23 protein-coding genes, 1 tRNA gene and 1 pseudogene are annotated in these 19941 nt (G+C 41.5%); 6 read left to right on the forward strand and 19 right to left on the reverse strand.

The window, feature by feature from the left end; translation table 11 throughout:
• Positions 1-4: 4 nt before the first annotated feature.
• The 3 genes from fdxA (at position 5) to HLH16_RS07620 (ending at position 1991) form a co-directional block, all read left to right on the forward strand.
• Complete coding sequence (fdxA, locus tag HLH16_RS07610) at positions 5-328, forward strand: ferredoxin FdxA (protein WP_067724492.1); 324 nt, start codon at positions 5-7, stop codon at positions 326-328.
• 142 nt (positions 329-470) lie between these two features.
• Entirely contained in the window at positions 471-1193 is a 723-nt protein-coding gene (locus tag HLH16_RS07615; protein WP_171528873.1) for a D-Ala-D-Ala carboxypeptidase family metallohydrolase, read from the forward strand.
• 132 nt (positions 1194-1325) lie between these two features.
• Positions 1326-1991, forward strand: a complete 666-nt coding sequence (locus HLH16_RS07620; protein WP_171528874.1) for an O-methyltransferase — start codon at positions 1326-1328, stop codon at positions 1989-1991.
• Positions 1992-2134: 143 nt separating this feature from the next.
• Here HLH16_RS07620 and HLH16_RS07625 read toward each other — a convergent pair whose 3' ends face one another.
• The 11 genes and pseudogenes from HLH16_RS07625 to HLH16_RS07675 all read right to left on the reverse strand — a co-directional run bounded on the left by HLH16_RS07625 (position 2135) and on the right by HLH16_RS07675 (position 11089).
• A complete protein-coding gene (locus HLH16_RS07625; RefSeq protein WP_171528875.1) occupies positions 2135-2977 on the reverse strand; it encodes a universal stress protein in 843 nt (280 codons plus the stop codon).
• Between the two features lie 138 nt (positions 2978-3115).
• Complete coding sequence (locus HLH16_RS07630) at positions 3116-3733, reverse strand: DapH/DapD/GlmU-related protein (RefSeq protein ID WP_171528876.1); 618 nt, start codon at positions 3731-3733, stop codon at positions 3116-3118.
• A complete protein-coding gene (locus HLH16_RS07635; RefSeq protein WP_171528877.1) occupies positions 3726-4325 on the reverse strand; it encodes an IMPACT family protein in 600 nt (199 codons plus the stop codon). Before HLH16_RS07635 ends, HLH16_RS07630 begins: the two co-directional genes overlap by 8 nt.
• Positions 4326-4439: 114 nt before the next feature.
• Entirely contained in the window at positions 4440-5630 is a 1191-nt protein-coding gene (locus tag HLH16_RS07640; protein ID WP_171528878.1) for a beta-barrel domain-containing protein, read from the reverse strand.
• Positions 5631-5665: 35 nt separating this feature from the next.
• A pseudogene (locus HLH16_RS07645) lies at positions 5666-5977 on the reverse strand (type I secretion system permease/ATPase); the annotation flags it as partial.
• Complete coding sequence (locus tag HLH16_RS07650) at positions 5974-7521, reverse strand: TolC family outer membrane protein (protein ID WP_502707641.1); 1548 nt, start codon at positions 7519-7521, stop codon at positions 5974-5976. The pseudogene HLH16_RS07645 and the gene HLH16_RS07650, both read right to left, overlap by 4 nt.
• 161 nt (positions 7522-7682) lie before the next feature.
• On the reverse strand, positions 7683-8429 hold the full coding sequence (gene lptB, locus HLH16_RS07655; protein WP_131289645.1) for an LPS export ABC transporter ATP-binding protein: 747 nt from the start codon (positions 8427-8429) through the stop codon (positions 7683-7685).
• Entirely contained in the window at positions 8429-8995 is a 567-nt protein-coding gene (gene lptA / locus HLH16_RS07660; protein WP_131289647.1) for a lipopolysaccharide transport periplasmic protein LptA, read from the reverse strand. The genes lptB and lptA overlap by 1 nt, the downstream gene beginning before the upstream one ends.
• Positions 8979-9527, reverse strand: a complete 549-nt coding sequence (lptC, locus tag HLH16_RS07665) for an LPS export ABC transporter periplasmic protein LptC (RefSeq protein WP_131289649.1) — start codon at positions 9525-9527, stop codon at positions 8979-8981. The genes lptA and lptC overlap by 17 nt, the downstream gene beginning before the upstream one ends.
• A 41-nt stretch (positions 9528-9568) precedes the next feature.
• Positions 9569-10108: a KdsC family phosphatase gene (locus HLH16_RS07670; protein ID WP_131289651.1), complete on the reverse strand. Its 540-nt coding sequence runs from the start codon at positions 10106-10108 to the stop codon at positions 9569-9571.
• Between the two features lie 3 nt (positions 10109-10111).
• Entirely contained in the window at positions 10112-11089 is a 978-nt protein-coding gene (locus HLH16_RS07675) for a KpsF/GutQ family sugar-phosphate isomerase (protein WP_131289653.1), read from the reverse strand.
• 214 nt (positions 11090-11303) lie between these two features.
• On the opposite strand from HLH16_RS07675, the gene cysS reads away from it, so the two are divergent.
• From cysS to HLH16_RS07690, 3 genes are all read left to right on the forward strand, one after another.
• Complete coding sequence (gene cysS / locus HLH16_RS07680) at positions 11304-12725, forward strand: cysteine--tRNA ligase (RefSeq protein ID WP_131289655.1); 1422 nt, start codon at positions 11304-11306, stop codon at positions 12723-12725.
• A gap of 63 nt (positions 12726-12788) precedes the next feature.
• Positions 12789-12864, forward strand: a tRNA-Gly gene (locus HLH16_RS07685).
• Positions 12865-13247: 383 nt separating this feature from the next.
• Entirely contained in the window at positions 13248-13634 is a 387-nt protein-coding gene (locus tag HLH16_RS07690; RefSeq protein ID WP_131289657.1) for a carboxymuconolactone decarboxylase family protein, read from the forward strand.
• A 63-nt stretch (positions 13635-13697) separates the two neighbouring features.
• Here HLH16_RS07690 and HLH16_RS07695 read toward each other — a convergent pair whose 3' ends face one another.
• Genes HLH16_RS07695 through moaA form a run of 8 tightly spaced genes read right to left on the reverse strand, consistent with a single transcriptional unit; the run spans position 13698 to position 19914 of the window.
• Positions 13698-14357 carry an ATP-binding cassette domain-containing protein gene (locus HLH16_RS07695; protein ID WP_131289659.1) on the reverse strand — a complete coding sequence of 220 codons (660 nt, stop codon included), beginning with the start codon at positions 14355-14357 and terminating at the stop codon, positions 13698-13700.
• A 1-nt stretch (position 14358) separates the two neighbouring features.
• A complete protein-coding gene (gene modB / locus HLH16_RS07700; protein WP_131289661.1) occupies positions 14359-15042 on the reverse strand; it encodes a molybdate ABC transporter permease subunit in 684 nt (227 codons plus the stop codon).
• Between the two features lie 16 nt (positions 15043-15058).
• Entirely contained in the window at positions 15059-15823 is a 765-nt protein-coding gene (gene modA, locus HLH16_RS07705; protein ID WP_131289663.1) for a molybdate ABC transporter substrate-binding protein, read from the reverse strand.
• 13 nt (positions 15824-15836) lie between these two features.
• Positions 15837-17078: a molybdopterin molybdotransferase MoeA gene (locus HLH16_RS07710; protein ID WP_131289665.1), complete on the reverse strand. Its 1242-nt coding sequence runs from the start codon at positions 17076-17078 to the stop codon at positions 15837-15839.
• Positions 17075-17998 (reverse strand): bifunctional molybdenum cofactor biosynthesis protein MoaC/MoaB, encoded by a 924-nt coding sequence (moaCB, locus tag HLH16_RS07715; RefSeq protein WP_131289666.1) that lies wholly within the window; start codon positions 17996-17998, stop codon positions 17075-17077. Before moaCB ends, HLH16_RS07710 begins: the two co-directional genes overlap by 4 nt.
• 39 nt (positions 17999-18037) lie before the next feature.
• Positions 18038-18607 carry a molybdenum cofactor biosynthesis protein MoaE gene (locus HLH16_RS07720; RefSeq protein WP_131289668.1) on the reverse strand — a complete coding sequence of 190 codons (570 nt, stop codon included), beginning with the start codon at positions 18605-18607 and terminating at the stop codon, positions 18038-18040.
• A gap of 1 nt (position 18608) precedes the next feature.
• Entirely contained in the window at positions 18609-18860 is a 252-nt protein-coding gene (locus tag HLH16_RS07725) for a MoaD/ThiS family protein (protein ID WP_131289670.1), read from the reverse strand.
• Between the two features lies 1 nt (position 18861).
• The gene (gene moaA, locus HLH16_RS07730) at positions 18862-19914 is read right to left on the reverse strand and encodes a GTP 3',8-cyclase MoaA (RefSeq protein WP_131289672.1); all 1053 of its coding nucleotides are present in this window, start codon (positions 19912-19914) and stop codon (positions 18862-18864) included.
• Positions 19915-19941 lie beyond the last annotated feature (27 nt).

The raw sequence follows: 19941 nt of genomic DNA on the forward strand, positions 1-19941 counted from the left end.
CGCCATGACCTTTGTTGTCACTGAAAATTGTATTAAATGTAAATACCAAGACTGCGTAGAAGTTTGTCCAGTGGATTGTTTCTACGAAGGTCCAAACTTCCTCGTCATCAACCCTGATGAATGTATTGACTGCGCACTATGCGAACCTGAATGCCCTGCGAATGCTATTTTCTCTGAAGATGAGTTACCGGAAGGTCAAGAAGTCTTTATTGAACTGAATACCGAACTTTCACAAAAATGGCCTAACATCACCCAGATTGGTGATCAACCTGCCGATCGTGAAGAATGGAATGGCAAACCTGACAAGTTACAATACTTGGAAAAATAAAACTGTTTTTCACTTCAAAAAAGATCAGCAGGTGCTGATCTTTTTTTATACTTAAAAAAACATTTGATTGCAATATTTCCAAATTTTATCCTTTAAATTATATTAAAATAGCGAATGTATTTATAAATATTTGATTTCTATAATGAAGCATTTTCTCAAGGGATTAATCGGATTCGGTTTAATCCCACTTGTCATGATTGGATGTGCTACATCTCCTCAGAAACAAGGACGTACGACCACGACTCCCGACGGAAAACGGATCTTCATTCCCCAAGAACGCATCATCATTGAACGCCCTGTTCCGCCTAAAACGGTTCCGTATGCTTACAATGCTTGGGTTGCTACAAGCGATAACTTACGACGCGTGCGTGAATATGAAGTGTTTCTTGAACAAAATGGTGTTGGCAATATCATTCCAAGTTTTGAATTGATGCGTACCGCACGGGATTGGCAAAAATGTTCCCGTTCGCAATATATGATTCCAAACCGTGAGTTGTGGCACAATCAAATTTCGACTTTGCGCGTATTTAAATATCTGGTTGCCGCCAAAGTGCTTACCGACTTTGAAGTCACTTCGGTTTACCGTGATTTACCACTGAACCAGTGTGCTGGCGGTGCAAATTCATCACGTCATTTGTTTAATTCGGCTATCGATTTTCGTGTTGGACCTGCATACCCTCATGCTGAAGACTATGCCTTTATCGAAAACACCAAATTTAAATTATGTGAATTCTGGGCGCAATATGGTCAAAGCCTGAATATGGGTCTTGGTCTATATGCTTCAGGACAAATCCATATTGATACCCAAGGCTATCGCACCTGGGGACCTGACTTATCCCGTCATTCATCGATGTGTAATTACTAAAAACAAATTCGGATAAAAAAGAGATCTTGGTGATCTCTTTTTTATTGCCTATTTTCAATAAATCTAAACGATAAATTGCACTCTGATTGGAAAAGTTTAAAATGCTTGCAACGCAACAAAGGTGATGAAACTATGCAACAAATGTGGACAGAGATTGATGCTTACATCGATTCACATTTAATTCCAGAAGACCCGATTCTTCTACAGACTTTAAAAAACACTGAAGAAAAAGGCTTTCCAGATCACCTTGCAGTAGCGCCCAATCAAGGCATGCTGCTGCAAATGCTCATTCAGATGAACAAGTGTAAGCGTGTACTGGAACTGGGTACTTTTGCAGCCTACAGCACCATGTGGCTGGCTCGTGCGCTCCCTGAAGATGGTTATATCTTAACGATTGAAGGTCGAGATACGCACGCAGCATTGGCTCAGGAAAATATCGACAATGCTAAACTTCCACAAACAATTGACCTGAAAGTGGGACGTGCAGCTGATGTATTAAAAACATTGCCTGCCGACTTTGAACCTTTCGATTTTATCTTTATTGATGCCGATAAACAGAGTTACCCGGAATATTTAGAATTAAGCTTGGACTTGTCTCATTCAGGAACCATTATTGTGCTCGATAATGTCATTCGTGCGGGTGATATCATCAATCCGGACAATCACAAACCGAGTATTGAAGGTATCAGGGAGATGTTTGTCGCTTTACAAAACCATCCTCGAATCTTGTCCTGTACAGCATTGCAAACTGTAGGCAGTAAGGGCCATGATGGCTTTGCTTTAGCCATAGTGAAATAATTCGACACAAAGATCAAAAAACAATCGTATTGTTTTTTTATTTATTTATTAGTAATTTATACAGACTGTCCATATAGTTATCCACAAGTTATGCGGATAACTATGACCAATATTTAATCACCACTTATAAGTAATGATTTTGCTTATTTTACCACCAACAACGGTACAGTTGAATTTCGGAAAATAGTAGTTGCCACACTGCCCAAAAAGAACTGGTGAATTTTACTGTGACTAAATGCACCGAGTACAATCAGTTGTATCTCATGTTCAATCTGGTATTCAAGTATATTTTCAGCAACATCGCCATAACGATATTCCATCACCACATCAAGCCCGGCATCACGTAAATATTGTGCAGGTTCATTCAATATTTCTGGATGATCGCCGACATAGAGCACATGACACTGTAGCAGTCTTAACAAATCACTTTGTGAAATTCGTTTCATCAAATTGACGCAGGTAGGCGAATATTCATAGGCAAAAATAAATTGTGTTGGTGGCTGGAATTTTTCACCCACTGTCATTACGGTACAATTTACCCCACGAATAAAGTTTTCAACATTACCGCCGATTGGTTTATTCCGCTCTGCAGAGCGTTCCCCGACTCGACCAATAATAGCAATGTCGTCATCTCTAAGCACATTAAAACTTTGCTCTAAAAAATCGCCTTTTTCCTGAAGATGCGAGGCTGTTAAACCGTACTTTTGCTGAATCATTTCGGTAATATGATTAAGTAAATTATTACTATAATTTAGTGCCAATTCGCTTTGTTTTTGTTCAAGCTCAGCCAGTTCTTTCAGTAACATTGCATTACTTTCAAAACCAATCACACCACTTATTTCCCCCAAGTGATAACTGGCCGGATAATAATCTAAAACCTGTAATAACACCAATTCACGTTGGGTCTGCTTTGCAATCCATGCGGCAGCTTCAGCAACTGCATTCACGCACGGTGAAGAATCAATACAAGCGATTACACGTTTCATTTTATTTTCGCCTCACTTTTCGCCATGAAAGGCTTTAAGTCTATTTGTTATTTTTAACTTAGCATATCTCTTACAAACTGTGCATGCTTTTATGTAATTAAACTTACTCGGCAATTCATATTAATTTTATTGAATTTTTTAATCGCGATAACGAATAAATTTCGCAGGATTACCCGCAACAATAGCCGCTTTTTCTACATCTTTTGTGACCATACTATTCATACCAACCACGGCATGCGATCCAATACTTATGCCATCCTTCACCCCCACATGTGCACCCAACCAGACATCCTGACCAATCTCGATTCCCTTGGAACGTACCGCTTGCTGGTAAATCGGCTGTTCCAGTTGCATACCATGGTCAAAGGCATACAAATGACAATAGGCAGCGATACGGACCTGATCATGCAGCTTGATGCCCATACGCCCACCATCAAGAATACAATGATGGTTAATCGCAACTTCATTGCCTATTTCCAAAGGTCCATGCAAAGTACAATCTGCCGCAATAAAGGTATTATCGCCAATCACAATTTTCCGGCCCGGCTCGGCAAAAATATGCGCCAGGGGGGAAATAAAACAGTTTTCACCAATCTCGACCGTTTCCATTTGCATTAAATAGGCCTGATATTCTTTTTGCCATGCTTCAGCCCACGCCCGATTTTTCGGCTTTAATGACCAATATAACCACGGCATATAGTTCAAACGGTGCTTATGCTGTTCACGATATTTTAACAGCGGATCTTGTTCAGTCATCCTGTGGCTCTTCTACAATTTTGAGTTGTTCACGACCGCGCGTTACATCCTGAATTTTCAAGGACAAGGGTTCAATTTGGTGAATTTGTAGCAAGGCTTCGACCTGTACCCCCGTCACGGTATAGTCTTCTTTAAATTCGACGTGCTGTTGATTGAGTTCGTATTGAAAGATCGACCACTCATTAAACTGACAGGCAAAACTGACTTTTTTCTTTTCAATCAGTTCAATTTTTTCAGCCAGCAATAAACATTGTCCTGCACAGCCCCCATAAGCGCGAACCAGCCCACCTGTTCCAAGTTTAATTCCGCCATACCAACGATTCACCAAAACCAGAATATTGGTCAAATCATTGCCCTCAATGGTGGCTAGAATCGGTCTTCCCGCAGTTCCCGATGGCTCGCCATCATCATTAAAACGGACATTATGCCCAATTTTCCATGCCCAACATTGATGTGTGGTGGTGATATCTTTATGGGTCTCCAAAAAATCCTTGACCGCCTGTTCATTTTCGACAGGCACAGCAATGACTTGAAAGCGACTTTTTTTGATGTATTCTTCGAAACTAACAGGTGCGGCAATCGTAAATGGCATAAATCTAACAATAAGAAAATCACGGTAAAATTATAACGTGTTTTAAAGCATCTGCAGACAATAAAAAACCTCCCTGTTGTAGGAGGTTTTTTATTAAGCTTTTCAATTTTTTAATTAGCGTTCACGTAATGCTTCTTGAGCTTTATTGAATGGTTTGATCAGGTAATCCAGTACTGATTTTTGTCCAGTTTCAATATCCACTGTAGCCACCATACCGGGGGTAATACTGAATTGCTTATCGGCTTTATTGGTTAATTTATCGGTATTGGTCCGAATATAAACGCGGTAATAGAACTGATCTTGCTTGACTTCATCACGTATGGTATCTGGCGAAATAGTGGTGACCTTGCCTTGTAATCCACAATAAATAGAATAGTCGTAAGCTGTGATTTTAACCAAAGCTTCCTGACCGGGATGAATAAATGCAATATCGCGCGGTAAAATTCGAGCTTCACTCAATAGCTGTTCATCCAAAGGAACGATGGTCATCAGCTTGCCATTTTGAGGAATAACCCCGCCAATGGTCATCACATCAATTTCCTTGACGATCCCTCGCATGGGTGCCTTGAAAACCGTACGGCTTAAAGTATCCGACTTTCCTCTCACCACTTGTTGCTGTGTTTCTACATCCGTATTGGCTTTAGATAATTCTTCACGTGACTTCACATCATACTGATTGCGAATATCATTCATTTGATTACGAAGATTATTGGCTTCACGTTTTAGACGTAAAACTTCCACTTCACTTGCAGCACCCTTAGCCACAAGCGGTTCGGTCATGCTCAGTTCCTGCTCAATCAAACTTAAAGCCTGACGCAAACCCGCCAACGATTCATCCAGATTGGCACGGCGTGAATGATAAAGTGCGGTTTCTTCCTGCACCAGCTTAGTGTCTTTTAAAACTTCCTTAGGAAAAGAAATTGGTGTTCCGTTCACTTCAGCTCTTAGACGTGCTGAAGCAGCACGTGAAGACATCAGTAATGATGCTGACTCTCCGACATTAGATTCCAGCCGGGTGGGATCGAGTTGAGCCAGGATCTGACCCTGCTTGACAATCTCTCCTTCACGAACATTTAACTTGGTTAAAATACCGCCTTCAAGTGACTGAATGGTTTGCTCTTTTGATGAAGGTACCACTTTACCCGTCCCGGTAGAAACTTCTTCAAGTTTAAAGAACCATGCCCAGAGCAATAAGGTGAGTAAACCCAAACAAATCATCCAGATGAATAAACTGGCTTTGGGTAAAGGTGGTTCAAGCTCAGTGACTTTGATGGTACTTTTTAGATTGTGGGATTTAGCGCTCATGAATTAGCTCCTGCAACCTGACGTTGCTGTGGCTGATTTTGATTGAGAATCTGATCGATATTGGCATTCCCTTCAGCGTCGACCTTTTCAACCACACCGACCTGACCATCCTGAAATTCCACCACCACAGGCAGACGCCACGGATTAATTAAATCTGTACTGAATGCAGATTTACGCCAACTCATGCCGACCTGACGGGTAATCAATGCAATGATGTCATCAACACTCTGGTTGGGATTCCAGTCAAGCTGTAAACGGATACGTTCTTCAGAGGGTTCTATACGATAATGTTTGGCAATCGTGAGCACCGCTTGAAGCCACGGCTGGTAATTATTTTTATTATTCATGGCTGAATCTCAAACCCCTGAATTGGAATATTATTAAGATCATAGAGATCACGCGAACGCCCGGTCACAGCAATGTATCGCACAATTGCATCATAAATGTCGTAACGTGCATTTTCGATTTCCTGCGCTGCACTGTGAATTGACTGTTCTGCATTGAGTAAGTCAACCGCTGACCTCGTACCCAGTTTATATTGTTCTTGATAAAGCTCTCGGGTACGAATGGTGGTTTCCTTACGCGCAATAAGAATACTCATCAAGCGTTGCTTATTTTCGATTTCTTCACGTAATAGTCGGACTTCATCTAGCACACTCAGATAGACTGAATTCACTTTTGCCTTTGCAGCCTCTTCTGCATAACTGGCAGCACGTGTTTGTGACTTTATTGCCCCACCCTGATACAAATTACTGGAGGCTTCTAACATGATGGAGTCATACAAACCATCATCTTCATTATTATTTGGATTACGGCCATTCATTGCCTGACTGAGTGAACCTTTCACACTCAGGACGGGATAGTTACTTGATTTTAATTGTTGCTTTTGAAACTTGGCAACGTCCACCTCCGCCTGTGCAGAAATCATGCTCGGAATTTTATTAAATTCTGGATCACGGTATAAATCGGAATCTCTCACTACATGCTCTGGAATGGACCAACCCAGACCTGTCACATCCGCGCCCAATAAGGTACGTAATTTCTGTTGAAACTTTTTCAGCTGAGTTTGTTGCACCACTAAATTGGCCTGTGCAGCTTCTAAATTTGCACGTGCCTGAATGGGATCAGCCTGGGTAATGATCCCCGCCTTTGCTCTTAAATTGGTAATTTCAGCAATGCGTGAAATGCCGCTAATCTGCTGCTGTGCAATTTGGGTCATTTCCTGATAGCGCTTAATATTCACAATGGCATTGGCAGTGTCATAAGCCACACTATCTATGCCGACTAAAACCTCAGCCTGTTCAGCTACAAGCTTTGCCTGTTGAATATCCACCCCACTTTTAACCTTGCCAAAATCGTATAGCATTTGCGTGGCATTCAGGCCAATAAGTTGGCGTCCACGTTCACCAGAGCTCAAGTCTCCAGTAGATATCCCTCCTGAAATTTGTGGATAGTAGCCAGATTTGGCAACAGCAATATAAGCATCCTGTCCAGCTAAAACTGAAATACGTTGTGAAATATCTGGACTGCGCTGTAATGCCCGAAGGATGGTTTCATTGAAGCTTAACTGGCTAACCGGTTGATACATCGGTTGATTTTTAGAAAAAGGCCGTGTGCGATCCGAACCTGATATGAGAGCAAATTCCTGGACTTTAGAGGTATCCACTTGAAAGTTACTTAGGGCGTCAATATCTGCCTTATTGTAGTTTTCATCTGATTTCGGAACAAAAATTTGGCTCATTCCAGACTTGAGCGACTGCATGAACTCTTTTGAACTGTCTGCATGGGCATAGCTTATTGATAGAGATAGACTGCATATCAAACCCTGCATGCTTCTCAGCAATAACTTTTGACACAAACTTATATTGTTGTTTTGATTCTTTAGCATCATTTGAATGATAATTTTTATTTTATGAATATTTAACGCATGTCGTAAAAAATACGTCTATTTTTGTAATGTAATTCTTATTTTTAATACTTATTACATACAAAGATGATCTTGTCATTTATTTATAACAAAATCATCTTTTATTTTGATTATTTTTTAAACTTTTAAACCGTAAAATCTTCACCTAAATACACTTCACGCACTGTTTCATTTTCCAGTACTTCTTGTGGTGTTCCTTCTGCAATTACTGCACCTTCACTGACAATATATGCTCGCTCACAAATCGCAAGTGTTTCTCGTACGTTATGATCGGTAATCAGTACACCAATTCCGCGGTCTTTAAGTTCACGGATAATATCCTTGATGTCCGCTACAGAAATAGGATCGACCCCCGCGAAAGGTTCATCCAGCAGCATGAACTTGGGATCAGCAGCTAAAGCACGGGCAATTTCTGCACGACGACGTTCACCACCCGAAACGCTCATCCCCAACGAATCTTTAATATGAGTGATTTTAAAATCAGCCAGCAATTCATTTAAACGCTGTTGGCGTTGCTGTTTGTTTAAGTCCTTACGCGTTTCAAGAATCGCCATAATATTTTCAGAAATGGTCAATTTTCTAAAAATAGACGCTTCTTGAGGTAAATAACCAATCCCTTTACGAGCCCGTTCATGCATGGCCAAATCAGACAAATCAAGATCATCCAAATGAATCTCGCCTTTATCCATTCGAACCAAACCAACCACCATATAGAAACTTGTGGTTTTACCTGCACCATTGGGTCCAAGTAAGCCGACAATCTGACCACTTTGCATCTGGAAAGAAACGTCCTTAACCACCCATCGTTTACTATAGTTTTTTGCCAGATGTTTAATACAAAGCGTTTGTGGTTGATTTAGCGACTGATCCATTAATCACGTGCTCCCGGGAACGATTTTGAGCTAGAAGGTGGAATTACAATTTGAACACGGCCTGATGAAGAACCTGTGCTATTTGGCGTACCTGTAGCCTCAATATCACCCTTATTCATACTATATTTCAAAGTATTACCGCGAATACTTGCACCATCTTGCTCTAACAGTGCGCTGCCAGACAAAGTGATAATGCCAGTTTGCGCATTATAAACAATCTTCTGTGCTTGTCCTTTCGCTAAACCTTTATTGACATCAACTTTTTGCTGAAAACGTGCAGGTCCGCCTGTCGCAGTAATCGTGCTGATTTCTTTTTGACTATTCAGATTGGCCACAATCGAATTGGCTTGCAATTTCATGGTGCCTTGCTCGATGATGACATTACCCGTATAGGTGGTCACCCCAGTTTTTTCATTATAGGTTGCACGGTCAGCCACCAGTGAGATGGGCAGATTTCTGTCAGAAGGAATTGCAAATGCCGTTGCCGATGATAATACAACCAAACCGACTAAAGCTGCTTGCTGAAGCAAGGATTTAGACAATGTAAGCTTAAGATTTTGGTTCATATTTTCCTCGAATATTAAAAAATTCGTATTGACCGTCATTTAAATTGGCTTTCAAACCTTGGCTTACAAATTCAGCTTGCGGAGATTGCACAATGACTTGTTTATTGGTTTCAATTTCACGAGTTTTAGGATATCCCGTTAACTCTTGGGTTCGAAACTGCATTTTCCCCTGTTGCAGTAACTTGATCGCCAACACGTCTCCAGACAAAACAATGCGCTCATTATCATCATAACCATTTGCAACTTTGGCATAGAAAGTGGCATCGACTACGCCATTTTTATACAGGGAAGCATTGAGATTGGTCAGTTTTGAGGTTTGTTTTTGCATGTCCTGTTCCATGCGATCGACCTGAGCACGAACATACAAATTACCGTCATCATCGGTTTGGGTGAGATTAATTTTTTCAGCCGAATAGGTCATACTCCTTGCTGAATCAACCTCAAGTTTATTGCCCTTACCGCTGTAATAGTAGTAACCACCACTTATAGCTGCAATTGCTATAGCAGTTACGTATAAAACTTTTGTATCCATAAGTGTGGTACTTAACTCAAATTCAATGAATTATTTAACTATTAATGTGGGACAGCGGTATATTTTTCAAGAAGCGTTTCGTAAGCCCCTTTAGCCATCAAAATCATATCGCAGATTTCACGTACCGCCCCACGACCACCCATTGCCTGAGTGACCAGATCTGCACGACGTCGCACTTCCACATGACCATTCGGCACAGTGACTTTCATACCGGCAATGGCAAATGCAGAAAGATCAGGCCAATCGTCGCCCATATATAAACAGTCTTCTGGTGCAACATTCAATTGTGCACAGGCTTCGCGTAATGCGGTGCCCTTATCTTCACGACCTTGAAAAACCAGGTCTACACCCAAGGCAGACATACGCTTTTCAACAATATTGCTTGTACGTCCAGTAATGATAATGACTTTGACACCCGCTTGCTGTACAAGTTTCATGCCTAAACCATCACGAATATCAAATGATTTAATTTCATCGCCTGTATTGGTCAATGTCACAAAACCATCACTTAAAATACCGTCGACATCCAGAACCAAAGCTTCAATATGACGTGCCTGTTCCAATAAAATATAAGATGCCATTTATTAATTTACCCCAGCTTGAATCAAGTCATGCATGCTAATCACACCAATGACTTTATTTAGATCATTTACCACAACAAATTGATTGATTTTCTTTTCGTTCATGCACTCTAGAGCTTCAACCGCACGAGCTTCTTGCGAAATGGTTAAAGGATTCTTGGTCATCACTTCCGATACCACCAAGCTCACATCAAAACCTTGTTGCTTATCAATTAAACGACGTAAATCTCCATCGGTAAAAATACCGAGCAGAACATCATTTTGATCCACAATTGTGGTTAAACCTAGGCGTTTGTTTGAAATTTCGTATAAAACCTGATTCATTGGTGTATCTGGAGAGACTTTTGGTAATTCTGTACCTGTATGCATCAAGTGTTTGACATGCAGTAATAGACGTTTACCCAAAGCACCTGCCGGATGTGACATGGCAAAATCATCAGCAGTAAAGCCACGTGCATCGAGTAAGGCAACGGCTAAAGCATCGCCCAATGCCAAAGTTGCCGTAGTACTTGAAGTTGGTGCTAAACCTAGAGGACAAGCCTCTTGGAGATTACCCAAGGTTAAAGCCACGTCTGCATTTTGTGGCATCGGTCCTTTGTCATCACCACTAATGGTAATTAATGGTATTTCCAGGCGCTTGATTAAAGGCATGAGCATCATGATTTCATCACTCTTGCCCGAGTTAGAAATAGCGATGAGCACATCGCCAGGAACCAACATGCCTAAATCGCCATGCCCAGCTTCACCCGGATGCATAAAGAAAGATGGTGTGCCGGTTGAAGCAAAGGTTGCCGCCATTTTACGACCAATATGACCTGACTTCCCCATTCCGGTAATGACTAATCGCCCTCGACACCGCAAAATGATTTCACATGCATGGCTAAAACGTTCATCGATTTGCGTCGCCAATATTTCTAGCGCTTGTTCTTCTATACGCAAAGTTTCTAGTGCAACTTTTTGAAAGTCTATTTGGTTTGGCATATTTGGTGGGTTCAAAGTAGGTTTACCTTAACTCTATAAAAGAGTGACTCTATTCAAGCAAAAATAATTTTCGCAATTTTATCATATCTATGCAAATGTCACGTTTCTAAATGTACAACTTTTCACAAGCTTATAAAAAAAGCGCATAAAACTTTATGAAAAATAGTGCTTACGTTATGATGAAGCATCTTTTTATTTAGCATTTTGAAGACTTATGCAGCCATTTGTTCTATACAACTCAGAGCAACGTAAAAAAGTTGAATTTGTTCCGCGTGTCGAGGGACATATCGATATGTATGTTTGCGGTATGACAGTTTATGATTACTGTCATATTGGACATGCTCGGGTCATGGTTGCATTTGACTACATTATCCGCTTCTTGCGCAGTCAAGGCTGGAAGGTAAAATACGTTCGTAATATTACTGATATTGACGACAAAATTATCAAACGTGCCAATGAAAATGGTGAAAGCATTACCGCATTGACCGATCGTTTCATTCAAGCGATGAATGACGATGCTGAAAATTTGGGTTGCCTAGCTCCTGATGAAGCACCGCGTGCCACTGACTATATTGATCAGATGCAAAATATGATCGGTAATTTAGTCAATAAAGGTACAGCTTATCCTTCTAGCAATGGCGATGTTTATTTCCAGGTTGAAAAATTTGCCAAATACGGTCGTTTGTCTGGTCGTAAACTGGAAGATATGCAAGCTGGGGCATCGGAACGCATCGATGTTGAAGTCGAAAAGAAACATCCGTTTGACTTTGTACTTTGGAAACATGCCAAAGAAAATGAACCGTCATGGGCTTCACCTTGGGGTAATGGTCGTCCAGGTTGGCATATTGAATGTTCAGCCATGTCGACTTGCTGCCTAGGCAACCACTTTGATATTCATGGTGGCGGTTCCGACTTGATGTTTCCGCATCATGAAAACGAAATTGCACAAAGTGAAGCTTCGACTGATGAACAATATGTAAATTACTGGATGCATGTTGGTTTTATTAATGTCGATGGTGAAAAAATGTCTAAATCTTTAGGCAACTTCTTTACTATTCGTGATGTGATGGATAAATTTCATCCTGAAGTGATCCGTTACTTTATTGTCTCTTCGCACTACCGCAGTCCAGTCAACTTCTCCGATACAGCGTTGAAAGAAGCGAAAAATACCCTTTCTCGCTTCTATCATTCATTTAAAGCTTATCAAGCAGTGTATGGTGAAAAAACCGTTGAAACTTTAGATGAAACTTTGGTTGAGCGTTTTAATGCAGCAATGCGTGATGACTTTAATACATCCGAAGCGATTGCAGTATTGTTCGAAATCAATAAAGAACTCAACCGTGCCGTAAAAGATGAAAACCAGGAACAGGCAACGGTTTACTATTCAACTTTACGTCACCTCACCAATATTCTTGGATTAGTTCAACACAATGTGGATGATTTCTTAAAGTCTGATATTGGTCAGGAAGCTTTAGGCTTAACAACAGAACAAATTGAAGATTTGATTCAACAACGTAAAGATGCGAAAAAAGCCAAAGAATTCGCCAAGGCCGATGAAATTCGTCAGTCTTTACTCGATCAAGGTGTGGTTTTGGAAGATACACGCCAAGGCACCATTTGGCGTCGTGCTGATTAATTGACCACTTGTAAGCATAGAGAGTTGACAGTTTCATTAAATTCTCTATAATTCACAACCATTGCGGGAATAGCTCAGTTGGTAGAGCATAACCTTGCCAAGGTTGGGGTCGGGAGTTCGAGTCTCCTTTCCCGCTCCAGAATACGAAGAAGCCCTGATCACTGATCAGGGCTTTTTTTATATCCTTATTTTATAACTTTAACCTCAATCCTTGATTTCTACTTTTTATCTCAAATTACTTATCTGAACAAAACACTATTAAATAGTGACCACATAAAATCCCAAATCAAAATTTAGATTTCATTTTTTAAAATATTTTTATAAAAATAAATCTCTTATAAAAACATATTTCCACAAATCACAAATTTTATTATAAACATTCAATTATTCATCGAAGTATGAATCGTAGCGAAGTTACTGCAATTACAATCGAACTACGACCATAAACCAATACGCATTGAAGTCATTCAGACATAAACTTTAATCACTTCTTTTTTATAGACGTTGAAAGAGTAAAAAAATATGTCACAACAAGATTTTGAAAATGGTTTAAAAGTTCGTACTGAAGTGATGGGTGAATCTTTTGTAAAACGTGCACAAGATAATACTGTGCCATTTACTCAACCTTTGCAGGACTGGATTAATGAACATGCCTGGGGTTCAACTTGGCAACGTGAAGGCGTACTCCCCCGCAAATACCGTTCACTAATTACCATTGCATTTTTAACTGCTCAAAAAAGCCCAACCGAACTTAAGGGACATGTCCGTGGTGCACTGAATAACGGTGCAACAGTAGAAGAAATTCAGGAAGTGTTATTACACAGCTTGCCATACTGTGGGGCTCCTGCCACTCAGGAAGCCTTCCGTGCTGCACTTGAAGTCATCAATGAATATCAAAAACCTGAATAATATCATTTGATGTTTATTGAAATAGCTTATGCTTAACGCTTAGGCTATTTCCCTTTTAGAGGTTTAACTTGTTTCAAGCTTTGGCATAGTCTGCAATCGCCCCTGATTTAATTGTACAGTTTCCGCTTCCAGATATGCTAATTCTTCTAAATGATGAGTCACATATATCATCGGCAAATCCAGCTCATCTTTAAGCCGTTTTAAAAACGGTAAAATTTGCTGCTTTAGATGTGTATCTAGACCTGTTAAAGGCTCATCTAGCAACAATAAATTTGGTGAAGACAATAAAGCCCTCCCAATCGACACCCGCTGTGCTTCCCCACCCGAAAGCTGATGAGCTTTACGGTAAATTAAAGGGCTTAATTCCAGTAATTCCACCACTTCTTCAAACTGGAATTTTCGTTCCGGTTTGGCTACTAATTTTTCTGCATAACGTAGATTCTGCTGCACATTCATATGTGGAAACAGCATGGCATTCTGAAAAATTAAGGCGATCTTGCGTTGATGCATTGGTACATAAATATTCTGCTGACTATCTACCAACATGTGCTGATTAAACTGAATATAGCCCTGATAAGGTTGCAGCAGCCCAACAATATTTTTTAGCAATGTGCTTTTACCACTTCCCGATACCCCGACAATGCCTAACAACTGCCGCTGCATTTCCAGTTCAATGTTTAGGCTAAAATCAGCCTGCTGATATTGAAAATCACATTTCAACATATTAGCCTCCCAATTTCCGTTGATATTTTTGCAGAATAAAATAATTGGCAATTAAGGCTAAAAATGCCAGACCCAAAGATAAAACCACCAACCGCATGGCAAATTCTTCACCATCGGGTTGTTGCAGAAATGAATAGATCGCGATAGGAATGGTGCGGGTTTCATCTGGAATGTTGCCAACAAAAGTAATGGTGGCACCAAACTCTCCCAGACTTCGGCTAAAACACAGGATGCTCCCGATCAGCATACCAGGCAGTGCCAAAGGCAGGCTAATACTGCAAAACACTCTGAACGGACTTGCGCCTAATGAACCGGCCACATGTTCCAATTGCCGATTAATCAATTGAAAAGAGAGACGAATTGGCTGCACCATCAAGGGAAAAGCTACAATCATCGAAGCCAGTACTGCTCCCTTCCAGTTAAATGCCAGTTCAATCCCCATTGCATTCAGATATCGTCCAATCCAGCCTTTATTACCGAACAGGATCAACAGCAAATAGCCCAAAACTACAGGTGGCAAGACCATCGGCAATTGCAAACACGCTTCGACCAAAAATTTCAGTCTGAATTCATGGCGTGCCAAAGTCCAGGCCAAGGCCACTGCAAACGGTAAACAGATGACCGTTGCCCATAAGGCCACTTTTGCCGAAAGATATAAAGCACTCAGTTCTTCGGGACTGAACATGTCTTGGCGATCCCCCCTATAAGTGACTCATGCGAAATCCGTATTTTTGAAAAATACTTTTTGCCTGTGGACTGCTTTTTATAAATTTTTCAAATTGAATAGCCTCTGCATTTTTTTCACCCTGCTTGGTCAAGGCAATCGGATAAATAATCGGATGATGCGAATCTGCCGGGAAGGTTCCAATAATTTTCACTTTCTGGCTGATGAGTGCATCGGTTTTATAGACTATGCCTACCTCACATTCACCACGTTCGACAAAAGCCAAGGCTGAACGGACATCATCTGTCCCGACAATGCGACCTTTTAGACGCTCTAACCAATTTAATTTAATCAGGCTTTGTTTGGCATATTTACCCGCAGGAACGGATTCCATTTGCCCAGTACAGAGATGTCCTTTAAAAGATTGCGCAAAATTAAACCCGGATTGCGCTTTAAAAGGAATATTGAGATTTTTTGGACTGATCACCACCAACTGGTTAAACAATAAGGGCTTGGCGCTGTTTTGATGAATAAGGTTCTTTTTGATCAGGTAATTCATCCAGTCCAGATCTGCCGAAAAAAAGATGTCACTGCTGGCTCCTGCTTCTACCTGTTTCGCAAGCGCTGATGAAGCCCCATAGACTGGTACAAGATTGGTTTTGGGATACTGCTTTTGATAGATTTTTTTAAGATCAGTGATAGCATTGGTCAAACTGGCAGCAGCATAAATTTTGACTGTTTCAGCATGTGCAACTGAAAGTGAAGCTGCTAGATATACTGAAAAAAACAGGGATTTTTTCATAATTCATTCGCCCCTAATCAATAAATAAACCGTGCACAATATGTCCTTCAGATAAAGCAACTCCTGCAGGAATTCTGACCAGACAATTGGCCTGCATTAAATTGCTCAGCATATGAGACTGCTGTTTAGACAAACTTTTGACCTTTAATACTCCCTGATCGAAGCTGGCCGACATTCTTAAAAAACGTTCCCGACCATCCGGTTTCACATCATGGCTCAACACGGCGCTAAACCAGTTCGGTTGCTGTTTCTGCCCTTGCAAAGCCTTTAATACGGTGGAGGTATAAATTTGCATGCCCACATACACGGCTGCGGGATTGCCCGGAAGTCCAAGAAGATAACAACGCGTGCGGTCAGCTCGAGTTAATTTTGCAAAAAACATCGGTTTACCCGGTTTCTGTTTCACTTTCCAGAACACTTGCTCAAAGCCTATATTTAGAGCTACTGGTCGAATAAAGTCATAATCTCCAACCGACACTCCGCCGGTGGTTAAAACCAGATCATAAGTTGCCGATAGTGTTTGAATTAAACTTTTAACTGCATCTTCAGTATCCGCCACATGGAAAATTTCAACCTGCTGTTCTTGATTCTGAAACCAGGCTTGAATTAACGGCCCATTGGCATCAAAGATTTTACCTGTTGCAAAGTCCTCTACACTTTCCGCAACTTCATCTCCGCTAATCACTACTGCAACTTTGGGATATTGAAAAACTTCAACACTTTGAATGCCTGCCATACTTAAAGAAGCAATGGCTCCGACTGAAAGTAACTGGCCCTTATTGGCCAACAGTTGTCCAATTGAAATTTCTTCACCCACATTGCGAATGTCAGCATTGGCATTTAAGTGTTCAGTGATTGCAATTCTAGTTGAATCAACAACATGAACAATTTCCTGACGCGCGACGGTGGTGGTGCCAAACGGAATTTTGGCACCGGTAAAAATCCGTACGGCTTGTCCTGCTTTCAGTTGCCATTCAGTCGGTTCACCTGCCCGAATTTCACCGATCAGTTTAAATTCGCTATGTGGTGCAATTGCAGATTGGGCACAAATCGCATAGCCGTCTACCGCGCTTTGAGAAAATAAGGGCAGATTAATGGTGGAATAAATATCTTGCGCCAAATAGCGGTTTAAAGCCCGATTTAACCCCAGACTTTCCGTGACAAGTCCCTGAGTATGCTGCAAAATTAAATTTAAAGCGTGATCTACCGTAATCAAGCCTGGCTCTGCGCCACATCCAGACATTTTGCTATTCATTGGTAGCCACCTGGATGGGGGATATTTTTTTGCACATCAAATAAATGCACCAAGGCAGGCAGTACTGCAATCAAGGACTCTTTCGCTCCCTGACGGCTGCCCGGTAAAGTCATCACCAGACTGTTATCGATATAACCGGCCACGCCACGACTCAAGGCCGCATAAGGCGTGCGTTTTTGCCCAAAACTGCGTGAAGCTTCCATCAAGCCGGGAATTTCACGTTTTAATAAAGGCTGAATGGTTTCCACTGTTAAATCTTTAGGGCCAAGTCCTGTACCGCCAACAGTTAAAATCAGTGGATAATCATTTTTTTGCTGTTCAACCAATGCCAACAGTTGTTCAGGACTGTCTGGTATCACCTGATAAGCAATATCGCTAAAATTGGCTTCCTGTAAAATTTCCAGCACATTCTGCCCGGCAGTATCCGGTTTTTTACCTGCAGCCACAGTATCGGACAATACAATGATTGAAGCCGGCAACGCTTCTTTTAAGGCACGGGTAAAATGGGATTTGCCGCCTTTTTTCTTTTGTAACTTAACCTGATCCAGACATAAATCTTCCGGTTCACAATGCGGTTTCAGCATGTCATACAGCGTTAACCCGGCCAGACTGACTGCGGTTAATGCTTCCATCTCCACCCCTGTCGGCCCAATGGTTTCTACAGTGGCAATAATCTCGACATGGGCATCAAACAGTTCATATTCCACATCGGCACGGTAAATCGGTAGCGGATGACACAGCGGAATCAGCTCATCGGTACGTTTCGCCGCTAAAATCCCTGCAATTCGTGCCGTTTTCAGCGCATCGCCTTTTTCAGTATTGCCGTTACGTAATAACTCGATGCAATGTGGCGGTGCGTGCAGAATCCCTGTAGCCACTGCAGTGCGATAACTTTCTGCTTTCATCCCGACATTTTTCATTGCATGTTCCTATCATTCATTTTTCAAAATATTGTTCAATTAAAGCGGCCATTGGTAGATCGGCGCAGCATTGTCTTTGACATGATCTTTTGCATGGTCACAATGCTGATGATCATGCTGTTCAGATGAGTCTCCAGGATGAGGATGTGAATGTGCTTCATCTGCTTCATCTTTACGGATACAGCAGCCTTCTACATATTGGCTGCTACCATCCAGATAAAATTCTTCTTTCCACACCGGCACTTCATGCTTGACCCGTTCTACCGCTTCTTCACAGGCAGCAAAGGCTTCGCGTCGATGTGCCGCATAGGTAATGGCAATAATGGCTTTTTCACCAATATCCAATGCTCCTATCCGGTGAATCACCCGAACATAGGACACCCCATATTTATGCTGAATCTCCTGCTCAATCTGACGAATCATTTTTTCCGCCACCGGTGCATAAGATGTATATTTCAGCGCTTTAACCGCTTTACCTTCATGATGATTACGCACGGTGCCAATGAACACCCCAATACCGCCACATTCTGGAAAATGCTCAATCTGATCAAAACTGTCTAAGGTTAAGGCCGTATCCTGAATTCGTGAAAATGCTTTCAGCTGTTCCATTTCATCCCCCTGCTACCGGTGACAGCAGCACCAAAGTGGTGTCTGCATGGAATTGAGTTTGACGTGAGATAATGTCCTCGCCGATGGCACAGGCACAGCGTTCAATCATGCTAAAAGCTACCGGATACTCCTGCCCAATTTGAGCCAAAACTTGCCCAACCGTGCTGTATGGGCTGCAGATCATCTCCAAGTTTGCAGGTAACTGGCGTTCTACCGCACCGAAGGCTTCAATTTTAATTGTGATCTGTGACATCTTAACCTCCAAGCATGTGCATGCTGATTTTGCGGCTGTTTTTATTCATGCGCTGATTTTCCAACCGTTGTACTATGCCGTGATAACCTGATTCTTTGTTCCAGATATAGTGTGATAATGCAGCATGCAAGCTCAGTTCGCTCAAAGGTTCAGACGCGTTCAGGGCTTTAATTTCAGTTTTTAGATTCAAAGCTTGAGGTGCAAACAGACAGTTATAAAACTCACCTTGTGCGGTTAAACGTACCCGGTCACACGTTCCACAAAATGAATTGGTGATGGTGGATATGATTCCGATTGGATGACCATCAATAAAATACTGTCGTGCCGGCTCTGAAGTTGAGCGCGCAGGGTCACTTCTCAGTTGAGTTACAGCAAATTCAGTACGCAGGCTGTCTAAAATCTGTTGTTCACTGACCACATACTCGCTCGACCATTTACGATCCCCATCCAGTGGCATAAATTCAATAAAGCGTAAGATAATTTTTTCTTGAACCGACCAGCGTGCCAAAGGCAGAATTTGATCGTCATTCATGCTCTTCATCAATACACTATTGATCTTGATCGGCAAACCTGCAGCTCGTGCTGCCTGAATTCCTTCAAGGACAGGAGATAAATCTTTTTGGGTCAGCTGTTTAAATTGCTGGGTATCCAAACTATCCAGACTTATGTTTAAATCATCCAGTCCGGCCTGTTTTAATGCGGCTGCATATTGTTTTAAATAATGGGCATTGGTGGTAATGGAAATGCGTTTCAGCCCAAGTTTTTTTAACTCTTGTAACTGCGCGACAAAATGCACCACCCCTTGACGCATTAATGGTTCTCCGCCCGTGATCCGAATAGATTCAATACCACGACGCACCATAAAATCACAAAACTGATAGAGCTGTTCAAAACTGAGCAAATCGTGTTTTTTCATCCACTCAGGATGTTCCGGCATGCAATAGACACACTTAAAATTACAGCGATCGGTTACTGAAATCCGCAATTTGTGCTTGCTGCGACCAAATTGATCGACAAATCGTGTATTGGTTTCAAGCTCTGTCATCATATTCATGTTGAACATCCATCTTCAGGCATCTTG

The organism is Acinetobacter sp. ANC 5378 (assembly GCF_013004315.1).
Classification (GTDB): domain Bacteria; phylum Pseudomonadota; class Gammaproteobacteria; order Pseudomonadales; family Moraxellaceae; genus Acinetobacter.

Excerpts from the sequence above, each read along its gene's own strand:
- fdxA (WP_067724492.1), top strand. The coding sequence starts at position 5 with ATGACCTTTGTTGTCACTGAAAATTGTATTAAATGTAAATACCAAGAC.
- HLH16_RS07615 (WP_171528873.1), top strand. The coding sequence starts at position 471 with ATGAAGCATTTTCTCAAGGGATTAATCGGATTCGGTTTAATCCCACTT.
- HLH16_RS07620 (WP_171528874.1), top strand. The coding sequence starts at position 1,326 with ATGCAACAAATGTGGACAGAGATTGATGCTTACATCGATTCACATTTA.
- HLH16_RS07625 (WP_171528875.1), bottom strand. The coding sequence starts at position 2,977 with ATGAAACGTGTAATCGCTTGTATTGATTCTTCACCGTGCGTGAATGCA.
- HLH16_RS07630 (WP_171528876.1), bottom strand. The coding sequence starts at position 3,733 with ATGACTGAACAAGATCCGCTGTTAAAATATCGTGAACAGCATAAGCAC.
- HLH16_RS07635 (WP_171528877.1), bottom strand. The coding sequence starts at position 4,325 with ATGCCATTTACGATTGCCGCACCTGTTAGTTTCGAAGAATACATCAAA.
- HLH16_RS07640 (WP_171528878.1), bottom strand. The coding sequence starts at position 5,630 with ATGAGCGCTAAATCCCACAATCTAAAAAGTACCATCAAAGTCACTGAG.
- HLH16_RS07650 (WP_502707641.1), bottom strand. The coding sequence starts at position 7,521 with ATGATGCTAAAGAATCAAAACAACAATATAAGTTTGTGTCAAAAGTTA.
- lptB (WP_131289645.1), bottom strand. The coding sequence starts at position 8,429 with ATGGATCAGTCGCTAAATCAACCACAAACGCTTTGTATTAAACATCTG.
- lptA (WP_131289647.1), bottom strand. The coding sequence starts at position 8,995 with ATGAACCAAAATCTTAAGCTTACATTGTCTAAATCCTTGCTTCAGCAA.
- lptC (WP_131289649.1), bottom strand. The coding sequence starts at position 9,527 with ATGGATACAAAAGTTTTATACGTAACTGCTATAGCAATTGCAGCTATA.
- HLH16_RS07670 (WP_131289651.1), bottom strand. The coding sequence starts at position 10,108 with ATGGCATCTTATATTTTATTGGAACAGGCACGTCATATTGAAGCTTTG.
- HLH16_RS07675 (WP_131289653.1), bottom strand. The coding sequence starts at position 11,089 with ATGCCAAACCAAATAGACTTTCAAAAAGTTGCACTAGAAACTTTGCGT.
- cysS (WP_131289655.1), top strand. The coding sequence starts at position 11,304 with ATGCAGCCATTTGTTCTATACAACTCAGAGCAACGTAAAAAAGTTGAA.
- HLH16_RS07690 (WP_131289657.1), top strand. The coding sequence starts at position 13,248 with ATGTCACAACAAGATTTTGAAAATGGTTTAAAAGTTCGTACTGAAGTG.
- HLH16_RS07695 (WP_131289659.1), bottom strand. The coding sequence starts at position 14,357 with ATGTTGAAATGTGATTTTCAATATCAGCAGGCTGATTTTAGCCTAAAC.
- modB (WP_131289661.1), bottom strand. The coding sequence starts at position 15,042 with ATGTTCAGTCCCGAAGAACTGAGTGCTTTATATCTTTCGGCAAAAGTG.
- modA (WP_131289663.1), bottom strand. The coding sequence starts at position 15,823 with ATGAAAAAATCCCTGTTTTTTTCAGTATATCTAGCAGCTTCACTTTCA.
- HLH16_RS07710 (WP_131289665.1), bottom strand. The coding sequence starts at position 17,078 with ATGAATAGCAAAATGTCTGGATGTGGCGCAGAGCCAGGCTTGATTACG.
- moaCB (WP_131289666.1), bottom strand. The coding sequence starts at position 17,998 with ATGAAAAATGTCGGGATGAAAGCAGAAAGTTATCGCACTGCAGTGGCT.
- HLH16_RS07720 (WP_131289668.1), bottom strand. The coding sequence starts at position 18,607 with ATGGAACAGCTGAAAGCATTTTCACGAATTCAGGATACGGCCTTAACC.
- HLH16_RS07725 (WP_131289670.1), bottom strand. The coding sequence starts at position 18,860 with ATGTCACAGATCACAATTAAAATTGAAGCCTTCGGTGCGGTAGAACGC.
- moaA (WP_131289672.1), bottom strand. The coding sequence starts at position 19,914 with ATGAATATGATGACAGAGCTTGAAACCAATACACGATTTGTCGATCAA.